Consider the following 22,361-nt stretch of genomic DNA (forward strand, 5'->3'; position numbering starts at 1 on the left):
GCCTTACCAAGCACCTTACCAAGCACCTTACCAAGCACCTTACTAAACCACCCGCTTGTACCAGGGCTGGTGCGGGAAAACCTGTTTGTACTGGCGCGCCAGCGGTTCGTTGTCGTCGAACGGGCGGTCCAGCACCAGCATGCCCGATTGCGCCAGGCTGTCGTCGAACAGCCGCAGCACGCGCTCCCTGAGCGGCGGGCCGAAATCCGGCAACGCCCGATCGGCCACGATCATCTGGAACTCGTTGAACGAGGCGTCCGTCACCAGGTTGTATTGCGCCCACGTGATGCGGCTGCGCAGGTGCGGCAGTGGAACGGCGCGCGTGCCTTCCTCATTCACCTCGAAATAGTCGATCAGGCGGCCGACGCCGCCGCTCTTTATATAGTTACCTTGAAGTTCAGCCAGCCGCGCCATCGGCAGGCTGGCTTGCAGCGCCTCGTCCAGCAGCGCGTCGCTGGCGACGGTGGCATAAATCTCCGTTCGTGGACCCAGCTGCTCCTGCTCCAGCAGGATCGCCAGGGTCCATGCCTGCTGGGCGCCGGCGCAATCGGCCAGCCAGACGCGCGGCAACGCGGCGCCGTGCAGGCACACGCCCAGCGACATGCGCAGCAGCGCGGTTTCCGACGCGTTGTCGAACATCCGCGCCGGTTCGACATACATCGCCTTCAGGAAGGCGTCGCGGGCTGCCGGTTCGTGCAGCACCCTGGCCTGCAGCGCCGAGATACTGTCCGCAGACAGTTCGGCCATGAGGTGCCGCACCTTGCCGCGCACCAGATCCCGTCCGTAGCCACGGTAGTCGTAGCCATGGCATTGGAACAGCGCCTCCAATAACAGCTCCAGTTCCAGCTCCTCGACAGACGACGGGGAGTGGCGCCGCGCCGATGGCATCATGTCGCCCATCAGTGCAGCCACACCCGCATCAGCGACAGCAGTTGCGCCACGTCCACCGGCTTGGTGATGTAGTCGGACGCGCCGGCGGCGATACATTTATCCCGGTCGCCCTTCATCGCCTTGGCGGTCAACGTGATGATCGGCAGCGATTTGAACTTGGGGATGCGCCGGATCGCGCGCATGGTGTCGTAGCCGTCCATCTCCGGCATCATGATGTCCATCAGGACGATCTCGATGGTCGGATCTTTTTCCAGCACCTCGATGCCGTCGCGGCCATTTTCGGCGAACGACACCTGCATCTGCTGGCGCTCCAGCAGCGACGACAGCGCGAAGATGTTGCGCAGGTCATCATCGACGATCAATACCTTGCGCCCCGCCAGGCCGCCATCGGCCGCGTGGATTTCCTCGAGCATGCGGCGTTGCGCCTCCGGCAGGCTGGCCTGGGAGCGGTGCAGGAACAGCGCCGTCTCGTCGAGCAGGCGTTCCGGCGAACGCGCATCCTTGATGACGATGGTCTTGGCGTAGCGTTTGAGCTTGGCCACTTCCTTGCGGTTCAAGTCCTTGGCGGTGTTGATGACGATCGGCAGGTCGCGCAGCGATTCGTCCTTGCCGATGATGTCGAGCAGGTCGAAGCCGGAAATGTCCGGCAAGGTCAGGTCGAGCACCATGCAGTCGAAGCGCTGTTCGCGCAGCGCTTCCAGCGCGGCCTTGCCGGTGTCGACGGCGACGATGTGGAGGTCGGCGTCGCCGATCAGCGCGACGATGGAGTCGCGCTGCGCCGGCTCGTCGTCCACCACCAGCAGGCTGCGTTTTCCGCCCAACAGGAATTTCTGTATCCGCGCGAATTCCTCCTGCAGCGTGGCCTTGCTGACCGGCTTGTTCAGGTAGGAGATGGCGCCCAGGCGCAGCGCGCGCTCGCGTTCCCGCAGGCTGGACATCACATGCACGGGGATGTGGCGCGTGCTCGGGTCGCGTTTGAGGCGGTCGAGCACCGTGAAGCCGTCGATGTCCGGCAGGTCCAGGTCGAGCAGGATGGCCGACGGCAGGTAGTCGCGCGCCAGGCTCAGGGCGGAATCGCCCTGCATGGTGACGACGCCCTTGAAGTTCTTCTCGCGCGCGAAGCCCAGCACGATCTTGGCGAAGCGTTCGTCGTCCTCGATGATCAGCACCGACGGGTCGCCCGGCGCCACCAGGCCGCGATCGTCGCTGGTGCTGTATTCGCTGATGTCGGCATCGAGCTCGCTGGCTGCCGCGGCGGCGCTATCGTGCTCCGGCATCGACAACTCGCTGTAGTGCGGCGCGGAGTAGACGATGTTCGGCGCCGGCATGGCCGGCATCGGCAGGCGCACCTGCGGCTGGCGGCCCATGTCGTAGTTGATGAAGCCCGCGCGGTTGTAAGGCAGGAACAGCGTGAATGTGGAGCCGTTGCCGACCACCGATTCGACGCGGATTTCACCGCCCAGGAGCCGCGCCAGCTCGCGCGAGATCGACAGGCCCAGGCCCGTGCCGCCGTATTTGCGGGCGGTCGAACCGTCGGCCTGCTGGAATGCCTCGAAAATCAGCTGCAGCTTGTCGGCGGCGATGCCGACGCCGGTGTCGCTGACGGCGAAGGCCAGCACCGCGTCGGCGTGGATCAGGTTAGGGTGGTCGTTGGAGAAGCCGCTGTTGACAAGACTGATGACCAGCGAGACCTGGCCGTGCGTGGTGAACTTGAACGCGTTCGACAGCAGGTTTTTCAGCACCTGCTGCAAACGCGTGGTGTCGGTCATCATCGCGGTCGGCAGGTTTTCGCGCAGGTCGACCGAGAAGCCCAGATGCTTGGCTTCGGCCATGTGGCGGAAGGTGCGGTCGACGTAGTTGCGCAGATTCTGGAAGCGGTATTCGGAGACGTCCAGGGTCACCGTGCCCGATTCGATCTTCGACAGGTCCAGAATGTCGTTAATCAGGGTAAGCAGGTCGGAGCCGGAGCCGTGGATGGTCTTGGCGAATTCCACCTGCTTGCCCGACAGGTTGCCGTCCGGGTTGTCGCCCAGTTGCTGCGCCAGGATCAGCAGCGAATTCAATGGCGTGCGCAGCTCGTGCGACATATTGGCCAGGAACTCGGATTTGTACTTGGACGACAGCGCCAGCTGGGTCGCTTTTTCCTCCAGCGCCAGTTTGGCCTGTTCCACCTCGCGGTTCTTGCGTTCCACCTCGATGTTCTGCTCCGACAGCAGGCGGGCTTTTTCGGCCAGTTCCTGGTTGGTCTGTTGCAGTTCCTGCGCCAGCGACTGCGATTGCGTCAGCAGCGATTCGGTGCGGCTGTTCGCCTCGATGGTGTTGAGCACTACGCCGATCGATTCCATCAGCTGGTCGAGGAAGGACAGGTGGGTTTCGGTGAAGCGGTCCAGCGAGGCGATCTCGATGACGGCCTTGACCTGCTGCTCGAACAGGATAGGCAGCACGACGATGTTGGTCGGCGGCGCCGCGCCCAGGCCCGACGAGACGACGATGTAATCGCGCGGCACGTCGGTCAGCCAGATGCGCACCTTCTCCAGCGCGCACTGGCCCACCAGGCCTTCGCCGGGCAGGAAGGAAGTCGGCAGCTTGCGGCTGGAACGGTAGCCGTAGCTGGCGATCATGCGCAGGCGGGCGTCCGATTCCTGCGAGTCCATCATGTAGAACACGCCGTGGTGGGCCGACACCAGCGGCGCCAGCTCCGACAGAATCAGCTTGGTCACGGCCTGCAAGTCGCGCTGGCCCTGCAGCAGCCGGGTGAAGCGCGCCAGATTGGTCTTGAGCCAATCCTGCTGCGCGTTCTTTAGTGTCGTGTCCTTCAGGTTGCGGATCATCTCGTTGATGTTGTCCTTCAGGTAGGACACCTCGCCGCGCGCCTCCACCTGGATGGAGCGCGACAAGTCGCCGCGCGTTACCGCCGTCGCCACCTCGGCGATCGCGCGCACCTGGTTGGTCAGGTTCGCCGCCAGCTGGTTGACGTTCTCGGTCAAGTCCTTCCACGTGCCGGCGACGCCGGACACGTTGGCCTGGCCGCCCAGCTTACCCTCGGTGCCGACCTCTCGCGCCACCCGCGTCACTTCCGACGCGAACGACGACAGTTGGTCCACCATGACGTTGATGGTGTCTTTCAGCTCCAGGATCTCGCCCTTGACGTCCACCGTGATTTTCTTCGACAGGTCGCCGCGCGCCACGGCGGTGGTCACCGCAGCGATGTTACGCACCTGGCCCGTCAGGTTCGACGCCATGAAGTTGACGTTGTCGGTCAAGTCCTTCCAGGTGCCGCCGACGCCGGGCACGTAGGCCTGGCCGCCCAGCTTACCCTCGGTGCCGACCTCGCGCGCAACCCGCGTCACTTCGGACGCGAACGAGGACAGTTGGTCCACCATCACGTTGATGGTGTTTTTCAGTTCCAGGATCTCGCCCTTGACGTCCACCGTGATTTTTTTCGACAGGTCGCCGTTGGCCACGGCGGTGGTCACGTCGGCGATGTTACGCACCTGGCCCGTAAGGTTACCCGCCATCGAGTTCACGCCGTCGGTCAAGTCCTTCCACGTGCCGGCGACGCCGGGCACGTTGGCCTGTCCGCCCAGCTTACCCTCGGTGCCGACCTCGCGCGCCACCCGGGTCACCTCCGAGGCGAAGGAGTTCAATTGGTCGACCATCACGTTGATGGTGTTTTTCAGTTCCAGGATCTCGCCCTTGACGTCGACCGTGATTTTCTTCGACAAGTCGCCGTTGGCCACGGCGGTGGTCACGTCGGCGATGTTACGCACCTGGCCCGTCAAGTTACCCGCCATCGAGTTGACCGAGTCGGTCAAATCCTTCCAGGTGCCGGCCACGCCTTTTACCTGCGCCTGTCCGCCCAGCTTGCCCTCGGTGCCGACCTCCCGCGCCACCCGCGTGACCTCCGACGCGAACGAGGATAATTGGTCCACCATCACGTTGATGGTGTTTTTCAGTTCCAGGATCTCGCCCTTGACGTCCACCGTGATCTTCTTGGACAAGTCGCCGTTGGCCACCGCCGTCGTCACCGCCGCGATGTTACGCACCTGGCCAGTCAGGTTGGACGCCATGAAGTTGACGTTGTCGGTCAAGTCCTTCCAGGTGCCGCCGACGCCCGGCACGTAGGCCTGGCCGCCCAGCTTACCCTCGGTGCCGACCTCGCGCGCCACCCGCGTCACTTCCGACGCGAAGGAGCGCAGCTGGTCCACCATGACGTTGATGGTGTCCTTCAGTTGCAGAATCTCGCCGCGCACGTCAACCGTGATCTTCTTGGACAAGTCGCCGTTGGCCACGGCGGTGGTCACCTCGGCGATGTTACGCACCTGCGAGGTGAGGTTACCCGCCATCGAGTTGACCGAGTCCGTCAAGTCCTTCCAGGTGCCGGCAACGCCTTTGACCTGCGCCTGGCCGCCCAGTTTGCCCTCGGTGCCGACCTCGCGCGCCACGCGCGTGACCTCGGAGGAGAACGACGACAGCTGTTCCACCATCGTGTTGGCGGTGGTGGCCGCGCGCAGGTACTGCCCCTTGAGTGGATGGCCGTCGACCTCCAGCGCCATGGTCTGCGACAGGTCGCCCTTGGCGACGGCGCCGATGACGCGCGCCATTTCCGTGGTCGGGCGCACCAAGTCGTCGATCAGCGCATTGACGGCGCTGATGATGGTGGCCCAGCCGCCGGCCATGTTGGGCACCTGCGCGCGCTGCGTCAAACGGCCTTCGCGGCCGACCACGCGGCTCACGTCCGTGACGACGTGGACCATCTTTTCCTTGGTCTCGATGATTTCGTTCAGCGTATCCGCTATTTTGCCGGACATGCCGGTCCAGTCGGAGGGCATGCGGGCGGAGAAGTCACCTTTTTTCAGGGCCATCAGCGTCGCCAGCAGGATCTTCAGATCCAGCTGCTCGCCCAGGTCGGTCATGTCATTCATTGGCTTAATCCTCGTTGTTCAGGAGGGAGTGGGTGGTGGTTAAAGGGGTGGAAGCGGGGAAGGGCGCGCCCGGCGCGACGTGCCGCAGCACCTCGCCGGCCGGCTGCGGCGGCGCAAAGAGCTCGCCCTGGCAGTTATCGCAGCGCAGTTTGCGCAGTACGTCGAGTTGCTGGCGCTGGTCCACGCCCAGCGCCACGACGCGCATCGACAGCGCGCGCGCGAGGTGGATCACGGCGGCGACGATGTCGGTGCCACCCTGGTCGTTGCCGATGGCGTGGATGAACACCGGGTCTATCTTCAGCACGTCGAGCTGCCAGCGCTTGCAGGCGGCCAGCGACGAGCGCGCGCTGCCGAAATCGTCCAGCGCGCCGCGCACGCCGGCCGCCTGCAGCTGGGCCAGCACCTGTTCGAGCGGCCCGGCGGCTCCCTGCAGCAGCTTTTCATTGAGCTCGACGCCGATGCTGCCCGGCGCGAGGCCATGCATGCGCATCGCCGGCAGCAGCACCTGCAGCAGCTCTCCATGCAGCTGCGGCGTGGCCAGGTTGATCCAGATGCACAGCGGACCGGCCGTTTTGGCGTCGTCGCCCGTCACCGCCCGCTGCCACAGCGCCGACTGCGAGCAGGCTTGGGCGATGACCCAGACGTCGATCCGGTCCAGCAGCACGCGGTCCTGTACGTGCGGCAGAAACTGCGACGCATCGAGTACGCCGCGGTCGGGATGATGCCAGTACAGCCGCGCCTCGGCGGCAACGGTGCGGCCGCTGCGGATCTCGATTTGCGGCTGGTAGCGCAATTCCAGTTCACCTCCGCTCATCGCCTTGTGCAGCTCCACCGTCCATTGCGTGCGTTCGCGCTCGCGCACATTCAGGCCCTCGTGGAAGAACTGCACCGGCGCCGCCGGATTCTGCTTCGCGTGGTACATCGCGGTGTCGGCGTGCTTCATCAGCAGTTGTGCGTTGGCGCCGTCCTGCGGGTAGAGGGCGATGCCGATGCTGGCCGCCGTTTTCAGGCGGTGGCCGCCGATCTCGAACGGCAGGGCGCAGGCCATCTCGATCTTGCGCGCCACCCGGGCGGCGTTGGCCGAGGCGGCGCGCCCTTCGATCAGCACCACGAATTCGTCGCCGCCGAGCCGCGCGACGATGTCGGCCACGCGCACCGCCGCCGACAAGCGCGCCGACACCTGGCGCAGCAGCTCGTCGCCGGCTTCATGGCCGTAGTTGTCGTTGACCTGCTTGAATTTGTCGAGGTCCAGGAACAGCAGCGCGAAGCCGATGCCGTTGCGGTCCGAGACGGCGACGGCGTGCTCCAGGTGCTGGATCAGCGCGCGGCGGTTGACCAGATTGGTCAGCACGTCGCGCGTGGACAGGTCGTGCGCGCGCTGCTCGGCGACCTTGCGCTCCTTGATCTCCAGTTCCAGCTCGCCGTTGATGCGCTGCAGATCCTGCATGCGCTGCACGCGCAAATCCTGGTTGAGGCGCACCAGCTCCTCGGTCTTGCTTTGCAATTGCATGTTCTTCACCGCCATGTCGACGAACACCGCGACCTTGGCCTGCAGGATCTGCGGAATCACCGGCGTAAACAGGTAATCGGCGGCGCCGGCCTGGTAGGCCCGCAGCCGGTTCATTTCGTCGGCGTAGTGGGCGGTGATGAAGATGATCGGCACGCTGGCCGAGCGCGGATGCGAGTGGATCGCCTCGGCGGTTTCGAAACCGTCCATGCCCGGCATGCTGACGTCGAGCAAGATCACGGCGAACTCGTGCAGCAGCACATGGCGTAGCGCCTCCTTGCCCGACGCTGCGGTGATCAGCTCGTATATCTGCTGTTCGACCGCATTTGTGAGCAAGCTTTCCAGCGCGTACAAGCTTGCCGGATCGTCGTTGACGAGAAGAACTTTTGGGATCTGCACGGCGGGCGGTATGGTTGTCAGATTACGGTCCGTTGGATTCAGTCTGGAAGGTAAAAGATACTCCTGTGTGTCTGGGAGTCAAGCAATATTGTGCAATGCCGCAACATGGTAGTTTCGATTATTGTAGCTATCTGACAAGGTAGTTGGCAACGTTTTCACCCGGCTCGTAGAGTACAGGAAATAATTGTTTCCGCGCGCACGGTTTGCTGGCGTTTGTGCGCCGTAACAACGTGTGCGTCAGCGAGGACGTTGGGTGATCCAGACCGGCGCGCTCCACAGCATTTTTCCATCGTTCTGCGTCACCCTCGCATAGTAAAAATGTTCGCCGGCCCGTGGGGTGAACACCTTCCTGGCCTTGCGGCTGAGAACCGTGACGTCGCCGTTTCGTCCAGGCACGCCGGCAAACAGATTGATGGCGGCGGGCCGCTGGCCGCGCTTGCCGGTGTAGCGCACTTGCAAGGTCAGCCTACCCTTGTTGTCGAAGCGTTCGCCCATCATGCGGCCGTTCGCCGTCAAGATCAGCTCGGCGTTCTTGTCCATGGTGGCATACACGCGACGGGCCTTGAGCGCGGCCAGAAAGGTGTCGGCGGTCAACGGTTGGCCGCGCTTGATCAGTACGCCTGTGCGGTTGCCGGACGACGCGCCCCAGTTGGCGCAGTGGTTGTCCTGGTTGCTGCTGAAGGCGACGTGGTAGCCGGCCTCGAGCAGCTTGTTGCAGCCCGCTTCGTAATTGCTGTGCTGCGGCTCGGATTCGTCGGTGCGGGTCGAGAAGGCGTTGCTGTTCATGACCTCGCATAACACCATGGCGGCGTCGCCGTCCGGCGTCCAGGCCAGCGGCTTGCCGTCGATGGCGAACTGGTCGGCCCTGGGGTGGTTGAACTGGCCCAGCCAGCCACGCTGGCGCATCAGCGCGTACAGCGTGGCGTAATCATTCCTGGGCGTGGCGGTGTCGGCCAGCAGTTCGCCGGCGGCGTTGCGCTCCCATCCGAGCAGGTCGCCGCTGTTGAGGATGTTCAAGTGGCCGCCGTTGTTGATCACGCCCCATTCCTGTCCGTAAATGCCGAGAAAACCGGGATGCGCCAGATTCCAGGTGTCGGCCGCGTGGATGCCGCTCTGGTACAGCGCCTTGACGGCCGCCGGGTTGGCGCCGGCGTTGGTGCCGTCGGAACCGTCGAACATGTGGTTGTGTTCGGATGTCATCAGAAAATCGAGGCCGTGCCGTTGTGCGAAACCGTAGGCCTCAGTCGGACCGAGCGCCGCGCTTTGCGGCGCCTGCGAGCCGGTGCAGTGTTCCAGCGCGCCGCCGCCGTCGCTGTGGTTGGTCTGGCTGTGCAGATTGCCGAGGTAGACCGTGTATTGTGTCGCGCGTTGTGTCGCGCGCGGGCCGGTCGGCGCCGGCGCGGTGGAGAACGGGGGCGGACGGGCGACAGAGGGCGCGGGGCGGGGCAGGCCGATAGCAATGTCCCAGGTTTGTTCTACATCAATATTGTTGCCGATAGTGTTGCCGGCGCCGGCGTCGATACCAGCGCGCAGCCGCAGCCGGTAGACGCCGGCCGGCAGCTTGGCCGGGGTCCCGGCGCGCTGTGCTGTGCTCCAGCGAATCGCCACCTCGACTGGCGCGCCGGCGAGCGCCCGCCGTCCTTTCCAACGCTTGAGTACGCGTCCATCGCCGCGCAATAATTCCAGCCGCCAACGTACTTGTTGCGTTTGCTCACTATCCGGGTAATTGAAATGCAGTGTAATGGTCCGCATGCCTTTGTTGTCGGCATGAAAGGGCGTTTGCAGCACGGCCTCGAATTCGCGGTGGTCCGACTCCGAGGCTTGGCTTCCCAAGGACATGGCGACGCAAGCGCAGCAAAAAACCGTCAGAATAGTTCCAGATACAACAGATATGGCAGGCATGACGTGCTCCTTCGATGAGTATTCTTACAGACTCATCAATTAGAGGGCCCGTTATGGCATAAGGTTCCGTTAAATTCTCACCAAATCTAACAAATTCTTTCGCTGGTTACTCGTCGGCATTAATAGTATGCTGCTGTGATGCAAAAGTTTTTATGATTTGTTGTCTATCCCGAAAGAATAGAGTGATGGCGCATGCTTAAATCCGCTAACAGCAGAAAGACCGCCGTCAGGTCGCGCGCGCTCTTCTGGGCGGCGGGCTGGACCTTGGCGATGACGATGGGCGCGACCTTGTACGGGGTTGCCACGCGCATCGTCGAGGCCGATGCCGGCCAGCGTTTCGAGAACCTGGCCCGCAGCACGCAGTACGCGATCTCGGCGCGCATCAAGTCGTATTCCGACCTGACGCGCGGCCTGGTCGCGCTGTTCCAGACCAGCGACAACCTGAGCCGTCAGCAGTTCCACCAATATGTGTCGGGACTCGATTTGCCGCGCCAGTTTCCGGCCATCGCCATGCTGAGCTGGGCGCCGGTGGTCACCGACGCCGAGCGCGACGCCTTTGTCGCCGCCGTGCGCGCCGACCGCAGCCTGTCGCCGCAGGGCTATCCCGATTTCGACATCCGGCCGGCCGGGCGCCGGCCGGTCTACGCGCCGCTGACCTATGTCGAACCGAACAATTTGCTTGACGAAAAACTCGGCCTCGATTTGGCGACCAGTCCGGTGGTCGACAAATTGAACGCGGCCGCGCGTGACAGCGGCCAGGTCAGCGCCTCGGGCCAGCCCTTCATGATTGAGCAGCCGCAGCGGCAGGTCGCGCTCGGCATGCGCTTGCCGGTGTATCGGCGCAACATGCCGCTGGCCGATGTCACCGAGCGCCGCGCCGCCTATCTGGGGTCGGTGGGGCTGGGATTCAGCGTCGCCAAGCTGGTGCAGGGCGCGATCGACGAGATGACGGTGCGCCAGGTCCATCTGAATTTGTACGCGGACGGCAGCACCGATGTCGAACAGCGCCGCCTGGTCATCGAAAAGCAGGACCGACTGCTGTTCAATGACACCGGCGCGACGACGGTGACGCCGCTGTCGGCGGCGGAGCGCGACGACTATCTGGAGTCGGTGCTGCCGATCGATTTCAACGGCAGCCTGTGGAAGGCGCACTTCCAGGTGAGGAAATCGCAGCTGCTGACCGGCTTCGATAACTACTTCCCCTGGCTGGCGGGGTTGACCGGGTTCGCCGGCACCCTGCTGCTGTATAGCTATCTGGCGGTGCTGTATTCGTCGCGCCGGCGCGCCGTCAAGCACCGGGTGCTGCTCGACACCGTGCTCAATAATGTCGACGCCCACGTCTACATGAAGGACCAGAACCGCCGCTTCATCTATGTCAACGCCCGCATGGCGCACAGCCTGGGCATGCCGGTGCAGGACATCGTCGGCAAACTCGATAGCGAGTTGATGCCGGCGGCCGCCGCCGACGCCGCATGGGCGCTGGAGCAGCCCGTGTTCCAGGAAAACGTCAAGCGCTCCGGCGAGACCCAGTTCGTCGGCGCCGACGGCGAGGTGCAGTACCACTGGACCGTCAGGGCGCCGGTGGAGATCGGCCGCTCGGTGACGGCGGTGATCGGCATGTCGACCGACGTCACGGAACTGCACCAGCTCAAGGAAAAAGCCGACACCGCCAACCAGGCCAAGAGCGATTTTCTGTCCAATATGAGCCACGAGATCCGCACGCCGATGAACAGTATCATCGGCATGGCCCACCTGGCGCTGAAATCGGTCACGCATCCGAAACAGCGCGACTATCTGCTGAAGATCTATCACTCGGGCCAGCACCTGCTGGGCATCATCAACGACATCCTGGACTTCTCCAAGATCGAAGCGGGCAAGATGGATCTGGAGATGCTGGACTTCACGCTCGACGCGCTGCTGGCCAACATCACCAGCCAGCTTGGCGAGAGCGCCCGCGCCAAGGGGCTGGAGCTGGTGTACGAGGTCAGTCCGGGGCTGTCGCGCCAATTGCGTGGCGATCCGCTGCGGCTTGAGCAGGTGCTGCTCAACTTCACCAGCAACGCGATCAAATTCTCCGAGAACGGCAAGGTCTTCGTGCGCGCGCGCCAGCTGGAGGACAACGACTGCCATATCCTGGTGCGCTTCGAAGTCGCCGACCGCGGCATCGGCATGACGACCGATCAGATGTCGCAGCTTTTCCAGTCGTTCCACCAGGCCGACACGTCGACCACGCGGCGCTACGGCGGCACCGGCCTGGGACTGGTCATCAGCAAGCAGTTGGCGGAGCTGATGGGCGGCGGCGTCGGTGTCGACAGCCATCCGGGCGAGGGCAGCACTTTCTGGTTCACCGCGCGGCTGGCCAAGGGCACGCAACTGCTGCAGCCGAGCGTGGAGGCGGTGCAGCCCGAGGTGCTCGACAGCATACGCGGCGCGTCCATCCTGCTGGTCGAGGACAATATCTTCAGCCAGCAGGTCGGCCAGGAACTGCTGGAGGATGCCGGCGCCACCGTCTGCGTGGCCAACAACGGCAAGGAGGCGATCGACCTGCTGCTCAAGGAGCGCTTCGATTGCGTGCTGATGGACGTGCAGATGCCAGTAATGGACGGCTACGAGACCACGCGCCTGATCCGCGCGCATCCCAAGCTGTCGGCCACCCTGATCATCGCGATGACGGCCAACGCCGGGCGCGGCGACCAGGAACGCTGCCTGGAGGCGGGCATGGACGAATTCGTGACCAAGCCGATCGCCCCCAAGCTGCTGTTTAACATGCTGTCGAAGTGGATGAGCCAACGGGCCCGGAACGCGACCAGCGTGGCGCGGCCGGTGTCGCCGCCGCCGCCATCGTATTTCACGATGGCCGACGGCACGGCGTCGGCGGCGATGGCGGCGTCCAACGCTGTCGGCGCGCTGTCGCCTCCGCAGCCGCCGGTGCGGACGATGACGGAATCGGACCTGGAAATACGCGCCCAAGGCATCGTGCAAACAAATTTGCAAACGATGTCACCGGTCGTGGAGCCGGAACCGCAGCCGGAACCGCAGCCGATACCGGTCGAAGGCGAGTTGTTCGACCTGGCCGCGCTGGCGCAGACCTTCGGCGGCAAGCCTGACAAGATGCGCAAATATGCGCTGTTGTTTGTCGAATCGGCGCGCGATGGCATGCGGGAAGTGGACGCCGCGCTGGCGCAGAATGACTTGGTGGCGTTGTCGGAGCTGGGCCATCGCATCAAATCGTCGGCGCGCGCGGTGGGCGCGATGCAGTTCGGGAATCTGTGCCTGGCGCTGGAGCGGGTGCGCGCCGACCCCGATACGGCCAACGCGCGCCGGCTGGTGGCGCAAATGCATGCCATGCTGGTGGTGCTGGACCGGCACATCGCACAGGAGCTGATGGCCTACGCGCCGGGCTAGATGAGCGATAATAGGGTCTTTACTGCGGCGTGTTGATCGCGCTTCGTCCCCTATAAAGAGTCTTATGCAACCCAGCATCACCCCCGGCTTGTTGATTTTGCACGGCAATCAAATGGAGCAGCTGCGCGCGGCTGTGTTCCAATGGCTGCGCAATCACCCGCTCGGGGCGTTGGAATCGGATATCTTCCTGGTGCAGTCGAACGGCGTGGCCGAGTGGCTGAAGATCGCGCTGGCCGAGGAAATGGGCGTGTGCGCCGCCACCCGCGTGGCGCTGCCGGCCCGGTTTCTCTGGGAAACCTATCGCGGCATGCTGGGGCGCGACCGGGTGCCGGTCCGCTCCGCCTTCGACAAAGGCCCGCTGACCTGGCGCCTGATGCGCCTGCTGCCCACCTTGCTGGCCGATCCCGTTTTCACGCCATTGCGCCACTTCCTCGCCGACGGCGAGGCGGAGCGGCGCTTGCAGCTGGCCGAGCGGCTGGCCGACTTGTTCGACCAGTACCAGGTGTACCGCGCCGACTGGCTGGACGACTGGGCGCATGGCCGCGATCAATTGCGCAACGCGCGCAACGAAGCCGTGCCGCTGCCGGACGACCAGCGCTGGCAGGGCCAGTTGTGGCGCGCGGTGATCGCCGACGTCGATCCGGAGGAGCGGGACCTGGGCCGCGCGACGGTGCACACGGAATTCGTGCGCGCCAGCGCCGCCGGCGAAGCGCCGCTCGGGCGCCTGCCGCGCCGCATCGTCATTTTCGGCGTGTCGGCGCTGCCGTATCAAAGCCTGCAGGCGCTCGCCTCGCTGGCGCGTTACGCCCAAGTGGTGCTGGCCGTGCCCAATCCGTGCCAGTTCTATTGGGGCGACATCATCGAAGGGCGCGACCTGCTGCGCTCCGCGCACCGCCGCCAGCAACTGCGCAACGGCCAGGATCTGGGCCAGATCCCGCTCGAAGAGCTGCATGCTCACAGCCATCCGCTGTTGGCCAGCTGGGGGCGTCAGGGACGCGACTTTGTCCGCATGCTCGACGAGTTCGACGAAGCCTCGGCCAGCGCGGCGGCCATCGCCAGCGAAGCTGGAGATGACGACCACGTGGCGCCGCTGCGTATCGATTTGTTCAGCGAGGGCGAGGGCGGAACCCTGTTGTCGCAGGTGCAGGCCGCCGTGCGCGATCTGCTGCCGCTGTCCGAGCATCCGCATGTTCCGCCATCGGACGACGACCGCTCGATCGAATTCCACATCACCCACAGCGTGCAGCGAGAGGTGGAAGTGCTGCACGACCAGTTGCTGAAGATGTTCGCCGGCGCCGACGCCGCAGATGGCGCGCAGCCGTTGCGTCCGCGCGACGTGGTGGTGATGGTGCCGGACATCGATACCTTCTCGGCCGCGATCCATGCGGTCTTCGCGCAGCACCGCCGTAGCGACACGCGCTACATTCCGTTTGAAATCGGCGACGTCAACGACCGCAGCGTCAATCCGCTGCTGGTGGCGCTGGAGTGGCTGTTGCGATTGCCGCAGCAGCGCTGCCGTCAAAGCGAGATCCGCGACTTATTGGACGTACCGGCGCTGGCCTCGCGCTTCGGCCTTGGCGAGGAAGACCTGCCGACCCTGGGGTTGTGGATCGAAGGCGCCGGCGTGCGCTGGGGCCTGGACCAGGAGCACCGCAGCGGCCTTGGGCTCGGCCCGGCGGGCGAACAGAACGCCTGGATCTTCGGCGTGCGCCGCATGCTGCTCGGTTATGCCAGTGGCGGCGGGGGCGACGCCGGGGCCAGCTTCGCCGGCATCGAGCCGTTTTCGGAGGTCGGCGGTCTCGATGCCGCGCTGGCCGGCTCGCTGGCACAACTGGTCGAGGCGCTGCTGCATTGGCGCGCAGTGCTGGCGCAGGCGCGTTCGCCGGCCGACTGGGGCGTGCAGGCGCGCGCCTTGCTGGCGGCGTTCTTCAGCGCGGGCGAGGAGGGCGACCGCCTGACCCTGGCGCAGCTGGACGATGCCCTCAACAACTGGCTGGAAACCTGTGAAGGCGCGCAGTTCGACGAAGCGGTGCCGCTCGCGGTGCTGCGCGAGGCGTGGCTAGGCTTGATGGACGAGCCGACCCTGAACCACCAATTCGTCTCCGGCGGCGTGACCTTCTGCACCTTGATGCCGATGCGCGCCGTGCCGTTCCGCGTGGTGTGCCTGCTCGGCATGAACGATGGCGACTTCCCGCGCCGGGCGCCGAAGGCCGATTTCGATCTGCTGGCGCAGCCGGGCATGGCGCGTCCGGGCGACCGCTCGCGCCGCGACGACGACCGCTACCTGATGCTGGAGGCGCTGCTGGCCGCGCGCGACAAGCTGTATATCAGCTGGGTGGGACGCAATGTGCGCGACAACAGCGAGCAGCCGGCGTCGGTGCTGGTGTCGCAGCTGCGCGATTATCTGGCCAACGGTTGGCAACTGGATCTGCACGCGCGCACCACCGAGCACGCGTTGCAGCCGTTCAGCCGCCGTTATTTCGAGGCCGGCGGCCTGCTGACCTATGCGCGCGAATGGCGCGAGGCGCACAAGGCCGGGGAGGATGGCGATGAGGGGGCGGCGGCTGCGGCATCGTCCGAGCTGCCGCCGTTCGACATCGACGATAAATTCAGCCTCAAACTCATCAGCCTGAATAATTTCGTGCGTCAGCCGGTGCGCTTCTTCTTCCGCCAGCGACTTGGTGTCATGTTCGGCGAATCGGCGCTGGTGGGCGAGGACGAGGAACCGTTCTCGCTGAACGCGCTGGAACGCTACCTGCTCGAAGATACGATGCTCGATGACGGCGCCGACGCGGAGCAGATCGAGGAAGTCTACGACAAGCTGACCGAACGCGCGGAACGGCTGGCGCGCGAAGGTGTGCTGCCGATCGGGTTGATCGGGCAGCAGTATCAGCGCCAGCTGGTCGAGGCGCTGGTGCCGGTGCGCTGCGCCTGGCTCACCTTGCGCGAGCATTATCCGCAGCCCGCCGCCAAGGTGGCATTGAGCCTGGTGCTGGCCGGCGTGCGCGTTGACGATTGGATCGACCAATTGCGCAGCAACGGCATCGAGACGGTGTGGCTGACACAAATGTCCTCCAAGGTGACGGACAAGCAGGGCAAGCCGCGCGGCGACAAATTGATCGCGATGTGGTTGCGGCAGCTGGCCGCCGCCGCTGCCGGAATGCCGGTCACCGGCTACCTGGTGGCGCGCGACGCCATCGTGACAATGAAGCCGCTGCCGCGCGACGAGGCGCTGGAAGCGCTGCGCGAACTGGTATGCCTGTGGCGCGACGGCATGAACCGTCCTTTGCCCACCGCCTGCAAAACCGCGCTGGCGCTGGCGCAGGGCGGCGATCCGCGCGCGGTCTACGACGGCGGTTTCGAGATCTCCGGCGAGAACGAGGAGCTGTGCCTGGCCCGCCTGTGGCCCGACTTCGCCGCGCTCAGCGCGCAACCGGATTTCTTCGATGTCTCGGAGGCCTTATACGGGCCGCTGGCGAACTGGCTGGAACACCACATCACGATCGAGGCCATCGAGGCGGGGAGCCAGGCATGAACAACGTCGCCAACCAACTCGCTCCGCTGACCTTCCCGCTGCACGGTTCGCGCCTGATCGAGGCCAGCGCCGGCACCGGCAAGACCTGGACCATCGCCGCGCTGTATGTGCGGCTGGTGCTGGGCCATGGCGGCGAGAACGGTTACCGGCGGCCGCTGCTGCCGGCCGACATCCTGGTGATGACCTTTACCCGCGCCGCCACGCGCGAGTTGTCGAACCGGGTGCGCGAGCGGCTGGTGGAGGCGGCGGCCTACGTGCGCCGCTTCGAAGATATGGGTGATGATGACACGCGCGACGATTATCTGGACGCGATCCTGGAATCATACCCGAGCCACGCCGAGCGGCAGCAGGCCGCGCACCGGCTGATGCTGGCGGCGGAGACGATGGACGAAGCGGCCATTTTCACCATCGACGCCTGGTGCCAGCGCATGCTGCGCGAGCACGCCTTCGACAGCGGCAGCCTGTTCGACGAGGAATTGGTCAGCGACGAGCAGGCGCTGTTCGAGGATGCCGCCCACGACTACTGGCGGCAGCAGGTCTATCCGCTCAACGCCGTGTCGCTGGACGCGTTGTTGTCCTGCTGGAGCGACGTCGGCGTGATGAAAAAGTCTATCCGTGAGCTGGTCAAGCGCGCCGACATCATCGGCGACGTCGATGCGACGCAGTCGCTGGGGGCGCTGATCGGCGCCGTCCAGCGCGAGCAGCTGGCGCAATTGGCCGGGTTGAAGGCCGGCTGGAACGAGCGCGCCAACCGCATGGAACAGTGGATCGCCCAGCACCGCGAGATGTCGCCCAAGTGCTTCAACGGTAACAAGATGCGGCCCGATTCGCTGGTCGGCTGGTTCAACGGCCTGCGCGCGTGGGCGCTCGATCCCGGCGCGGTGCTGCCCGAGATTACCGACACGGCCTGGAAGCGGCTTACGCCGTGGGGCATTGAGGACGCCTTCTCCAAGGGCTTCAGTGCCGCCATCCCCGAAGACTTCGACGCCACCGAGGTGCTGAAGCAGGCGCTCGACGAGCTGGAACCGATGGCGCACGCGCTGTACCGCCACGCCGCCGCCTCGGTCGCCAACCGCATGGACGAACTGAAAAAACGCAACCGCCAGTTCGGTTTCGCCGACATGCTGGACCGCCTGAACGCCGCGCTCCAGGGCGAGAACGCGGACGCACTGCGCAAGCGCATCACCGAGCAGTATCCGGTGGCGATGGTCGACGAGTTCCAGGACACGGCGCCGAACCAGTACCAGATTTTCAACCTGCTGTACCGAGTGGCGGATAACGATACGGAGACGGGCCTGTTCCTGATCGGCGATCCGAAGCAGTCGATCTACGGTTTCCGTGGCGCCGACATCCACAGCTATCTGTCCGCCCGCAAGGCCACGACGGGGCGTCATTATCAGCTGGGCACCAACTACCGCTCAACCAAGCCGGTGGTCGAAGCGGTCAACCATCTGTTCATGATCGCCGAGGGCGAGGCGGCGCAGGGCGGTTTCGGACTTGGCGCGTTCCGCTTCCGCGATCCCGGCACGCGTGTCAATCCGCTGCCGTTCGAGGCGGTCGGCGCCAAGGGCCGCAAGGAGCGCATGGTCGACGCCGACGGCGACGTGCCGGCGCTGGTGGTGGCCTGCAGCGCCGCGCAGGACCTGAAAGCCGACAGCTACCGCGAGTTTTTCGCCCACCACTGCGCCGAGGACATCGTCGCGAAGCTCAACGACGAACGCGCCGGCTTCGACGGCCCGGAGGGATTCGAACGTCTGAAGCCGGCCGACATCGCGGTGCTGGTGCGCGACCGCAAGGAGGCGGCGGCGATACGCCGCGCGCTGCAGCGGCGCCAGATCGCCAGCGTCTATTTGTCGGACAAGGATTCGGTGACCGACAGCGAGGAGGCGGCCGACGTGCTGCGCTGGCTGTCGGCGGTCGCCAATCCGCTCGACGGCGCGTTGGCGCGTGCCGCCTACGCCACCCGCACGGCTGGACTGGAACTGGCGGAACTGGCCCTGATGACATCGGACGAACTGGCATGGGAGGAGCGCGTCGAGCAGTTGAAAGCGCTGCACATCATCTGGCAGCGTCAGGGCGTGCTGGCGATGCTGCGCCGTTTCATCCATGAGCTGCAATTGCCGGCCGCCTTGCTGCGGCAACCGGGCGGCGAGCGGCGCTTGACCAATCTGCTGCATTTGGCCGAGTTGCTGCAATCGGCCAGCCGCCAGCTCGATGGCGAGCAGGCGTTGATACGCTGGCTCGCCGAACAGATCGAAGGCGGCGAGGGCGCCGGCGACGAGCGCGTACTGCGTCTGGAAAGCGATGCCGAACTGGTGAAAGTCGTCACGGTCCATAAATCGAAGGGCTTGGAGTATCCGCTGGTGTATCTGCCGTTCGCCGTCACGGCGCGCAAGGTGGAGCGGCGCAACCGCAGCTTCTTCGAATTCAGCGACGACGACGGCGTGCGTAAGATCGACATGGCGCTGACCGAGACGGCAATGGAACTGGTCGAACGCGCGCGCCTGCAGGAGGATTTGCGCCTGTTGTACGTGGCGCTGACGCGCGCGCGCCACTTCCTCTGGCTGGGCGTAACGGCGCTGGCCAGCCGCAAGGCAGGCGACAACACCTTGCACGAATCGGCGCTCGGCTACCTGCTCACCGGCGGCGAGGCCCTGCCGTCCGATCTGGTGATGGAGCGTTGGGAGCACACTTGCAAAGGCTGCGCGGCGATCAGCATCGTCACCCTGGACATGACTCCGCAAGCGCCGACGCGCTTGAGCCGAATCGAACAGCGCCCGCCGTTGCTGGAGCCGTTGCATTACACCGGTCGTTTCGAGCGTGACTGGTCGGTCGGCAGTTTCAGCTCGCTGGCGCGGCGCACCGGGCCGACCGGCATGATCGGCTCCTCCGACAACTTGGGTGCGGCGCCCGTGCCGCGCGATGGATCGCAGGCCACCTTGCTGGAAGACGGCGATGTGCCTGGCATCGTGCTGCCGGTGCGGGTCGAGGACGCGCCGTGGCATCGCTTCCCGCGCGGTTCCGTGCCGGGTAACTTCCTGCACGAGCAGCTGGAGTGGATGGGCGAGGAGGGCTTCGCCATCGTCGAACAGGAGAACTTCGAGGCGCGCTTGACGCGCAGGGTGGAACGGGCTGGCTGGGGCAACCGCCTTGGCGACACCTTGGCCTGGCTGCGCGAGATCGCCACCACCGAACTGCCGTATGTGAACGCGCCGCTAAGCCGCATCGAAGCGCCGCTGCCGGAGATGGAGTTCTGGTTCCCGAGCGAGCGGCTCGATACCGGCGCGCTGGATCAATTGTGCGTCGCGCATTTGCTGGAGGGCGCGGCGCGGCCGTCGCTGCCGGAGCGCCAGCTGCACGGCATGCTGAAAGGCTTCGCCGACCTGGTGTTCGAGCACGAGGGCAAATTCTGGGTACTCGATTACAAGTCGAACGCGCTGGGCGCGGGTGACTCCGCCTATCACGAGCCGGCGCTGATCGCGGCGATCGCCGAGCATCGCTACGATATTCAGGGCGCTATATATATGTTGGCGCTGCACCGGCTGCTGCAAAGCCGCCTCGGCGGCCGCTACGATCCGGCCGAACATCTGGGCGGGGCGGTTTTCCTGTTCCTGCGGGGTATCGCCAACACGCAAACGCGGGGTTGCTACTGGATGGCGCCGGACCCGGCGTTATTGGACGGATTGGATCAATTGCTCGGCTATTCCGGTCCGGCACACGGCGAGGCACAGCATGAGTATTGAAACACGGCCGATATCCGAGGCTTCCGCGCCGCTGTTCGCACAGATCGACGCGCTGACCGAAAGCGGCCATCTGCGCCGGCTAAGCGGCGCTTTTGCGCGCTTCATCGCTTCCGTTGGCAGCAGTTCGCCGCCGTTGATGGTTGCTTGCGTGCTGTTGTCGGAACTGGAAGGGCGTGGGCACAGCTGTTTGATGCTGGATGAACTGTCGGCCGACCCCGCCGCCTTGCTGGGCTGGACGGGCGACGAGTGGCGCGAACTGCGCGACACGGTCGCCCCCTGGCCGAAAAACGCCGCCGCTTGGCGGGCTTTGCTGGCAGGTTGCGACCAGGTCTGGCCGGTTGGCGACCTCGATTTCCAGCAGCCGCTGGTGCTGGATGGCGAACGCCTGTATCTGCGACGCTATTGGCGTGACGAAACGCTGGTCGCCAAGGCGGTGCGCAGCCGCGCGCTCGGCGGCGTCATCGCCATCGACGCCGACAACGAAGTGGCCGGTGTGCGCCGTTGGCTCGACATCCTTTTCCCCCACGCGGCGCGCGGCGGCGGTGTCGATTGGCAAAAAGTCGCGTGCGCGGTGGCCATGCGTGGCAAGCTCGGCATCATCACGGGCGGCCCCGGCACGGGCAAGACGTATACCGTCGCCCGCTTATTGGCCTTGTTGTTCGCCACGAGCGGCGGCAGGCATTCGGATTTGCGCGTCGCCCTGGCGGCGCCGACCGGCAAGGCGGCGGCGCGCCTGAAGCAATCCATCGACGTCGCGCTTGCCGGCCTGGACCAGCGGGTGCGCGAGGTGATGCCGGAACGTGAACTGGGCGCAGCCCGAACTTTGCACAGTTTGCTGGGTGCGCGGCCCGATACGCGCGCGTTTCAGCATCACGCCGGCAACCAGCTCGATGTCGACGTGCTGATTGTTGATGAAGCGTCAATGATTCACCTGGAAATGATGTCGGCGCTGCTGGCCGCGCTACCTCCGAGCGCCACCTTGATCCTGCTGGGTGACAAGGATCAGCTCGCTTCCGTTGAGGCCGGCGCGGTGCTTGGCGACCTGTGCCACAACGCCGAAGCCGGTGCCTACGGCGCCGAAACGTTGACATACGTGCTAGAAAGCACAGGGCAGGAATTGCCGGCCAGCTTCGCCGGCAACGGCGGCCCGATCGCGCAGCAAACGGTAATGCTGCGTGAAAGCCGTCGTTTTGGCGGCCCGATCGGCGCGTTGGCGCTGGCTGTCAACGCCGGCGACGCGGCCGCTGCGGTCAATGTTTTGCGTGCAAGCGAAGAAGAAAAGGTCGCCTGGATCGATCCGGCGCAACCGGCGGACCTCTTACAACTGGCTTTGGCGGGCCGCCAGGGGGCCGCCGGGGGTTATCAGGATTACCTCAAAATGATCGCCGCGGGTGCACCAGAAGGCGAAGAGATCGTACGACTTGCTTGGGTGAAATCTGTGCTGGATAGCTTCGAAACCTTCCGGATTCTGTGCGCGGTGCGTGAAGGCGAGTGGGGTGTGACCGGCTTGAATGATGTCATCGAGAAAAGATTGCAATCGGCCGGATTACTGAAAAGAACCGGCGAATGGTACGTCGGGCGGCCGGTCATGGTCACACGCAACGACTACGGCACCGGCGTTTTCAACGGCGACATCGGCCTGACTTTGCCGGACCCGGCGCGTCCGGGAGCGCTGCGCGTATACTTTTCGGAAGGCGAAAATGTCCGCAGCGTGCTCGCCACGCGGCTGCGAAATGTGGAAACCGCGTTCGCCATGACGGTGCATAAATCACAAGGTTCCGAGTTCAAGCATACCGTGCTGGTGCTGCCGAAAGACAGCGGCGGCATGCTGGCCCGCGAGCTGATCTACACCGGCATCACCCGCGCTCGCGACTACTTTACGTTACTCACCCCCAACGGCCAAGTCCTGCTCGACGCCATCGCCCAGCGCACCCAACGCGCCAGCGGCCTGCGCAACCTCCTCGACAACTGAACGACCGAAACGAACAGGCCAAGGCTGTTCGACGTCCTAAATAAGCCAAAAATTAGCATGAAAACACCAAAATCCGGCATAA

8 protein-coding genes are annotated in these 22,361 nt (G+C 64.9%); 4 read left to right on the forward strand and 4 right to left on the reverse strand.

All coding sequences use genetic code 11. From position 1 onward, the window contains the following. Nucleotides 1-42 precede the first annotated feature (42 nt). From NHH88_14390 to NHH88_14405, 4 genes are all read right to left on the reverse strand, one after another. A complete protein-coding gene (locus NHH88_14390; protein USX16905.1) occupies nucleotides 43-912 on the reverse strand; it encodes a chemotaxis protein in 870 nt (289 codons plus the stop codon). Beyond that, complete coding sequence (locus NHH88_14395) at nucleotides 900-5,816, reverse strand: response regulator (protein USX16906.1); 4,917 nt, start codon at nucleotides 5,814-5,816, stop codon at nucleotides 900-902. The genes NHH88_14390 and NHH88_14395 overlap by 13 nt, the downstream gene beginning before the upstream one ends. 4 nt (nucleotides 5,817-5,820) lie before the next feature. After that, nucleotides 5,821-7,722 carry an EAL domain-containing protein gene (locus NHH88_14400; protein ID USX16907.1) on the reverse strand — a complete coding sequence of 634 codons (1,902 nt, stop codon included), beginning with the start codon at nucleotides 7,720-7,722 and terminating at the stop codon, nucleotides 5,821-5,823. A gap of 237 nt (nucleotides 7,723-7,959) precedes the next feature. Then, nucleotides 7,960-9,561, reverse strand: coding sequence for a CehA/McbA family metallohydrolase (locus tag NHH88_14405; protein USX16908.1), 1,602 nt, complete (start codon nucleotides 9,559-9,561; stop codon nucleotides 7,960-7,962). Nucleotides 9,562-9,816: 255 nt separating this feature from the next. On the opposite strand from NHH88_14405, the gene NHH88_14410 reads away from it, so the two are divergent. The 4 genes from NHH88_14410 (at nucleotide 9,817) to recD (ending at nucleotide 22,279) form a co-directional block, all read left to right on the forward strand. After that, entirely contained in the window at nucleotides 9,817-13,029 is a 3,213-nt protein-coding gene (locus NHH88_14410) for a CHASE domain-containing protein (GenBank protein USX16909.1), read from the forward strand. Nucleotides 13,030-13,093: 64 nt separating this feature from the next. Continuing rightward, nucleotides 13,094-16,564, forward strand: a complete 3,471-nt coding sequence (gene recC / locus NHH88_14415) for an exodeoxyribonuclease V subunit gamma (protein ID USX16910.1) — start codon at nucleotides 13,094-13,096, stop codon at nucleotides 16,562-16,564. After that, complete coding sequence (recB, locus tag NHH88_14420; GenBank protein USX16911.1) at nucleotides 16,561-20,307, forward strand: exodeoxyribonuclease V subunit beta; 3,747 nt, start codon at nucleotides 16,561-16,563, stop codon at nucleotides 20,305-20,307. The genes recC and recB overlap by 4 nt, the downstream gene beginning before the upstream one ends. After that, a complete protein-coding gene (gene recD / locus NHH88_14425) occupies nucleotides 20,297-22,279 on the forward strand; it encodes an exodeoxyribonuclease V subunit alpha (GenBank protein USX16912.1) in 1,983 nt (660 codons plus the stop codon). Before recB ends, recD begins: the two co-directional genes overlap by 11 nt. The last annotated feature ends 82 nt before the right edge of the window (nucleotides 22,280-22,361 follow it).

The organism is Oxalobacteraceae bacterium OTU3CAMAD1 (genome assembly GCA_024123915.1).
GTDB lineage: Bacteria > Pseudomonadota > Gammaproteobacteria > Burkholderiales > Burkholderiaceae_D > Rugamonas.

Excerpts from the sequence above, each read along its gene's own strand:
- NHH88_14410 (USX16909.1), top strand. The coding sequence starts at position 9,817 with ATGCTTAAATCCGCTAACAGCAGAAAGACCGCCGTCAGGTCGCGCGCG.
- recC (USX16910.1), top strand. The coding sequence starts at position 13,094 with ATGCAACCCAGCATCACCCCCGGCTTGTTGATTTTGCACGGCAATCAA.
- recB (USX16911.1), top strand. The coding sequence starts at position 16,561 with ATGAACAACGTCGCCAACCAACTCGCTCCGCTGACCTTCCCGCTGCAC.
- NHH88_14395 (USX16906.1), bottom strand. The coding sequence starts at position 5,816 with ATGAATGACATGACCGACCTGGGCGAGCAGCTGGATCTGAAGATCCTG.
- recD (USX16912.1), top strand. The coding sequence starts at position 20,297 with ATGAGTATTGAAACACGGCCGATATCCGAGGCTTCCGCGCCGCTGTTC.
- NHH88_14405 (USX16908.1), bottom strand. The coding sequence starts at position 9,561 with ATGTCCTTGGGAAGCCAAGCCTCGGAGTCGGACCACCGCGAATTCGAG.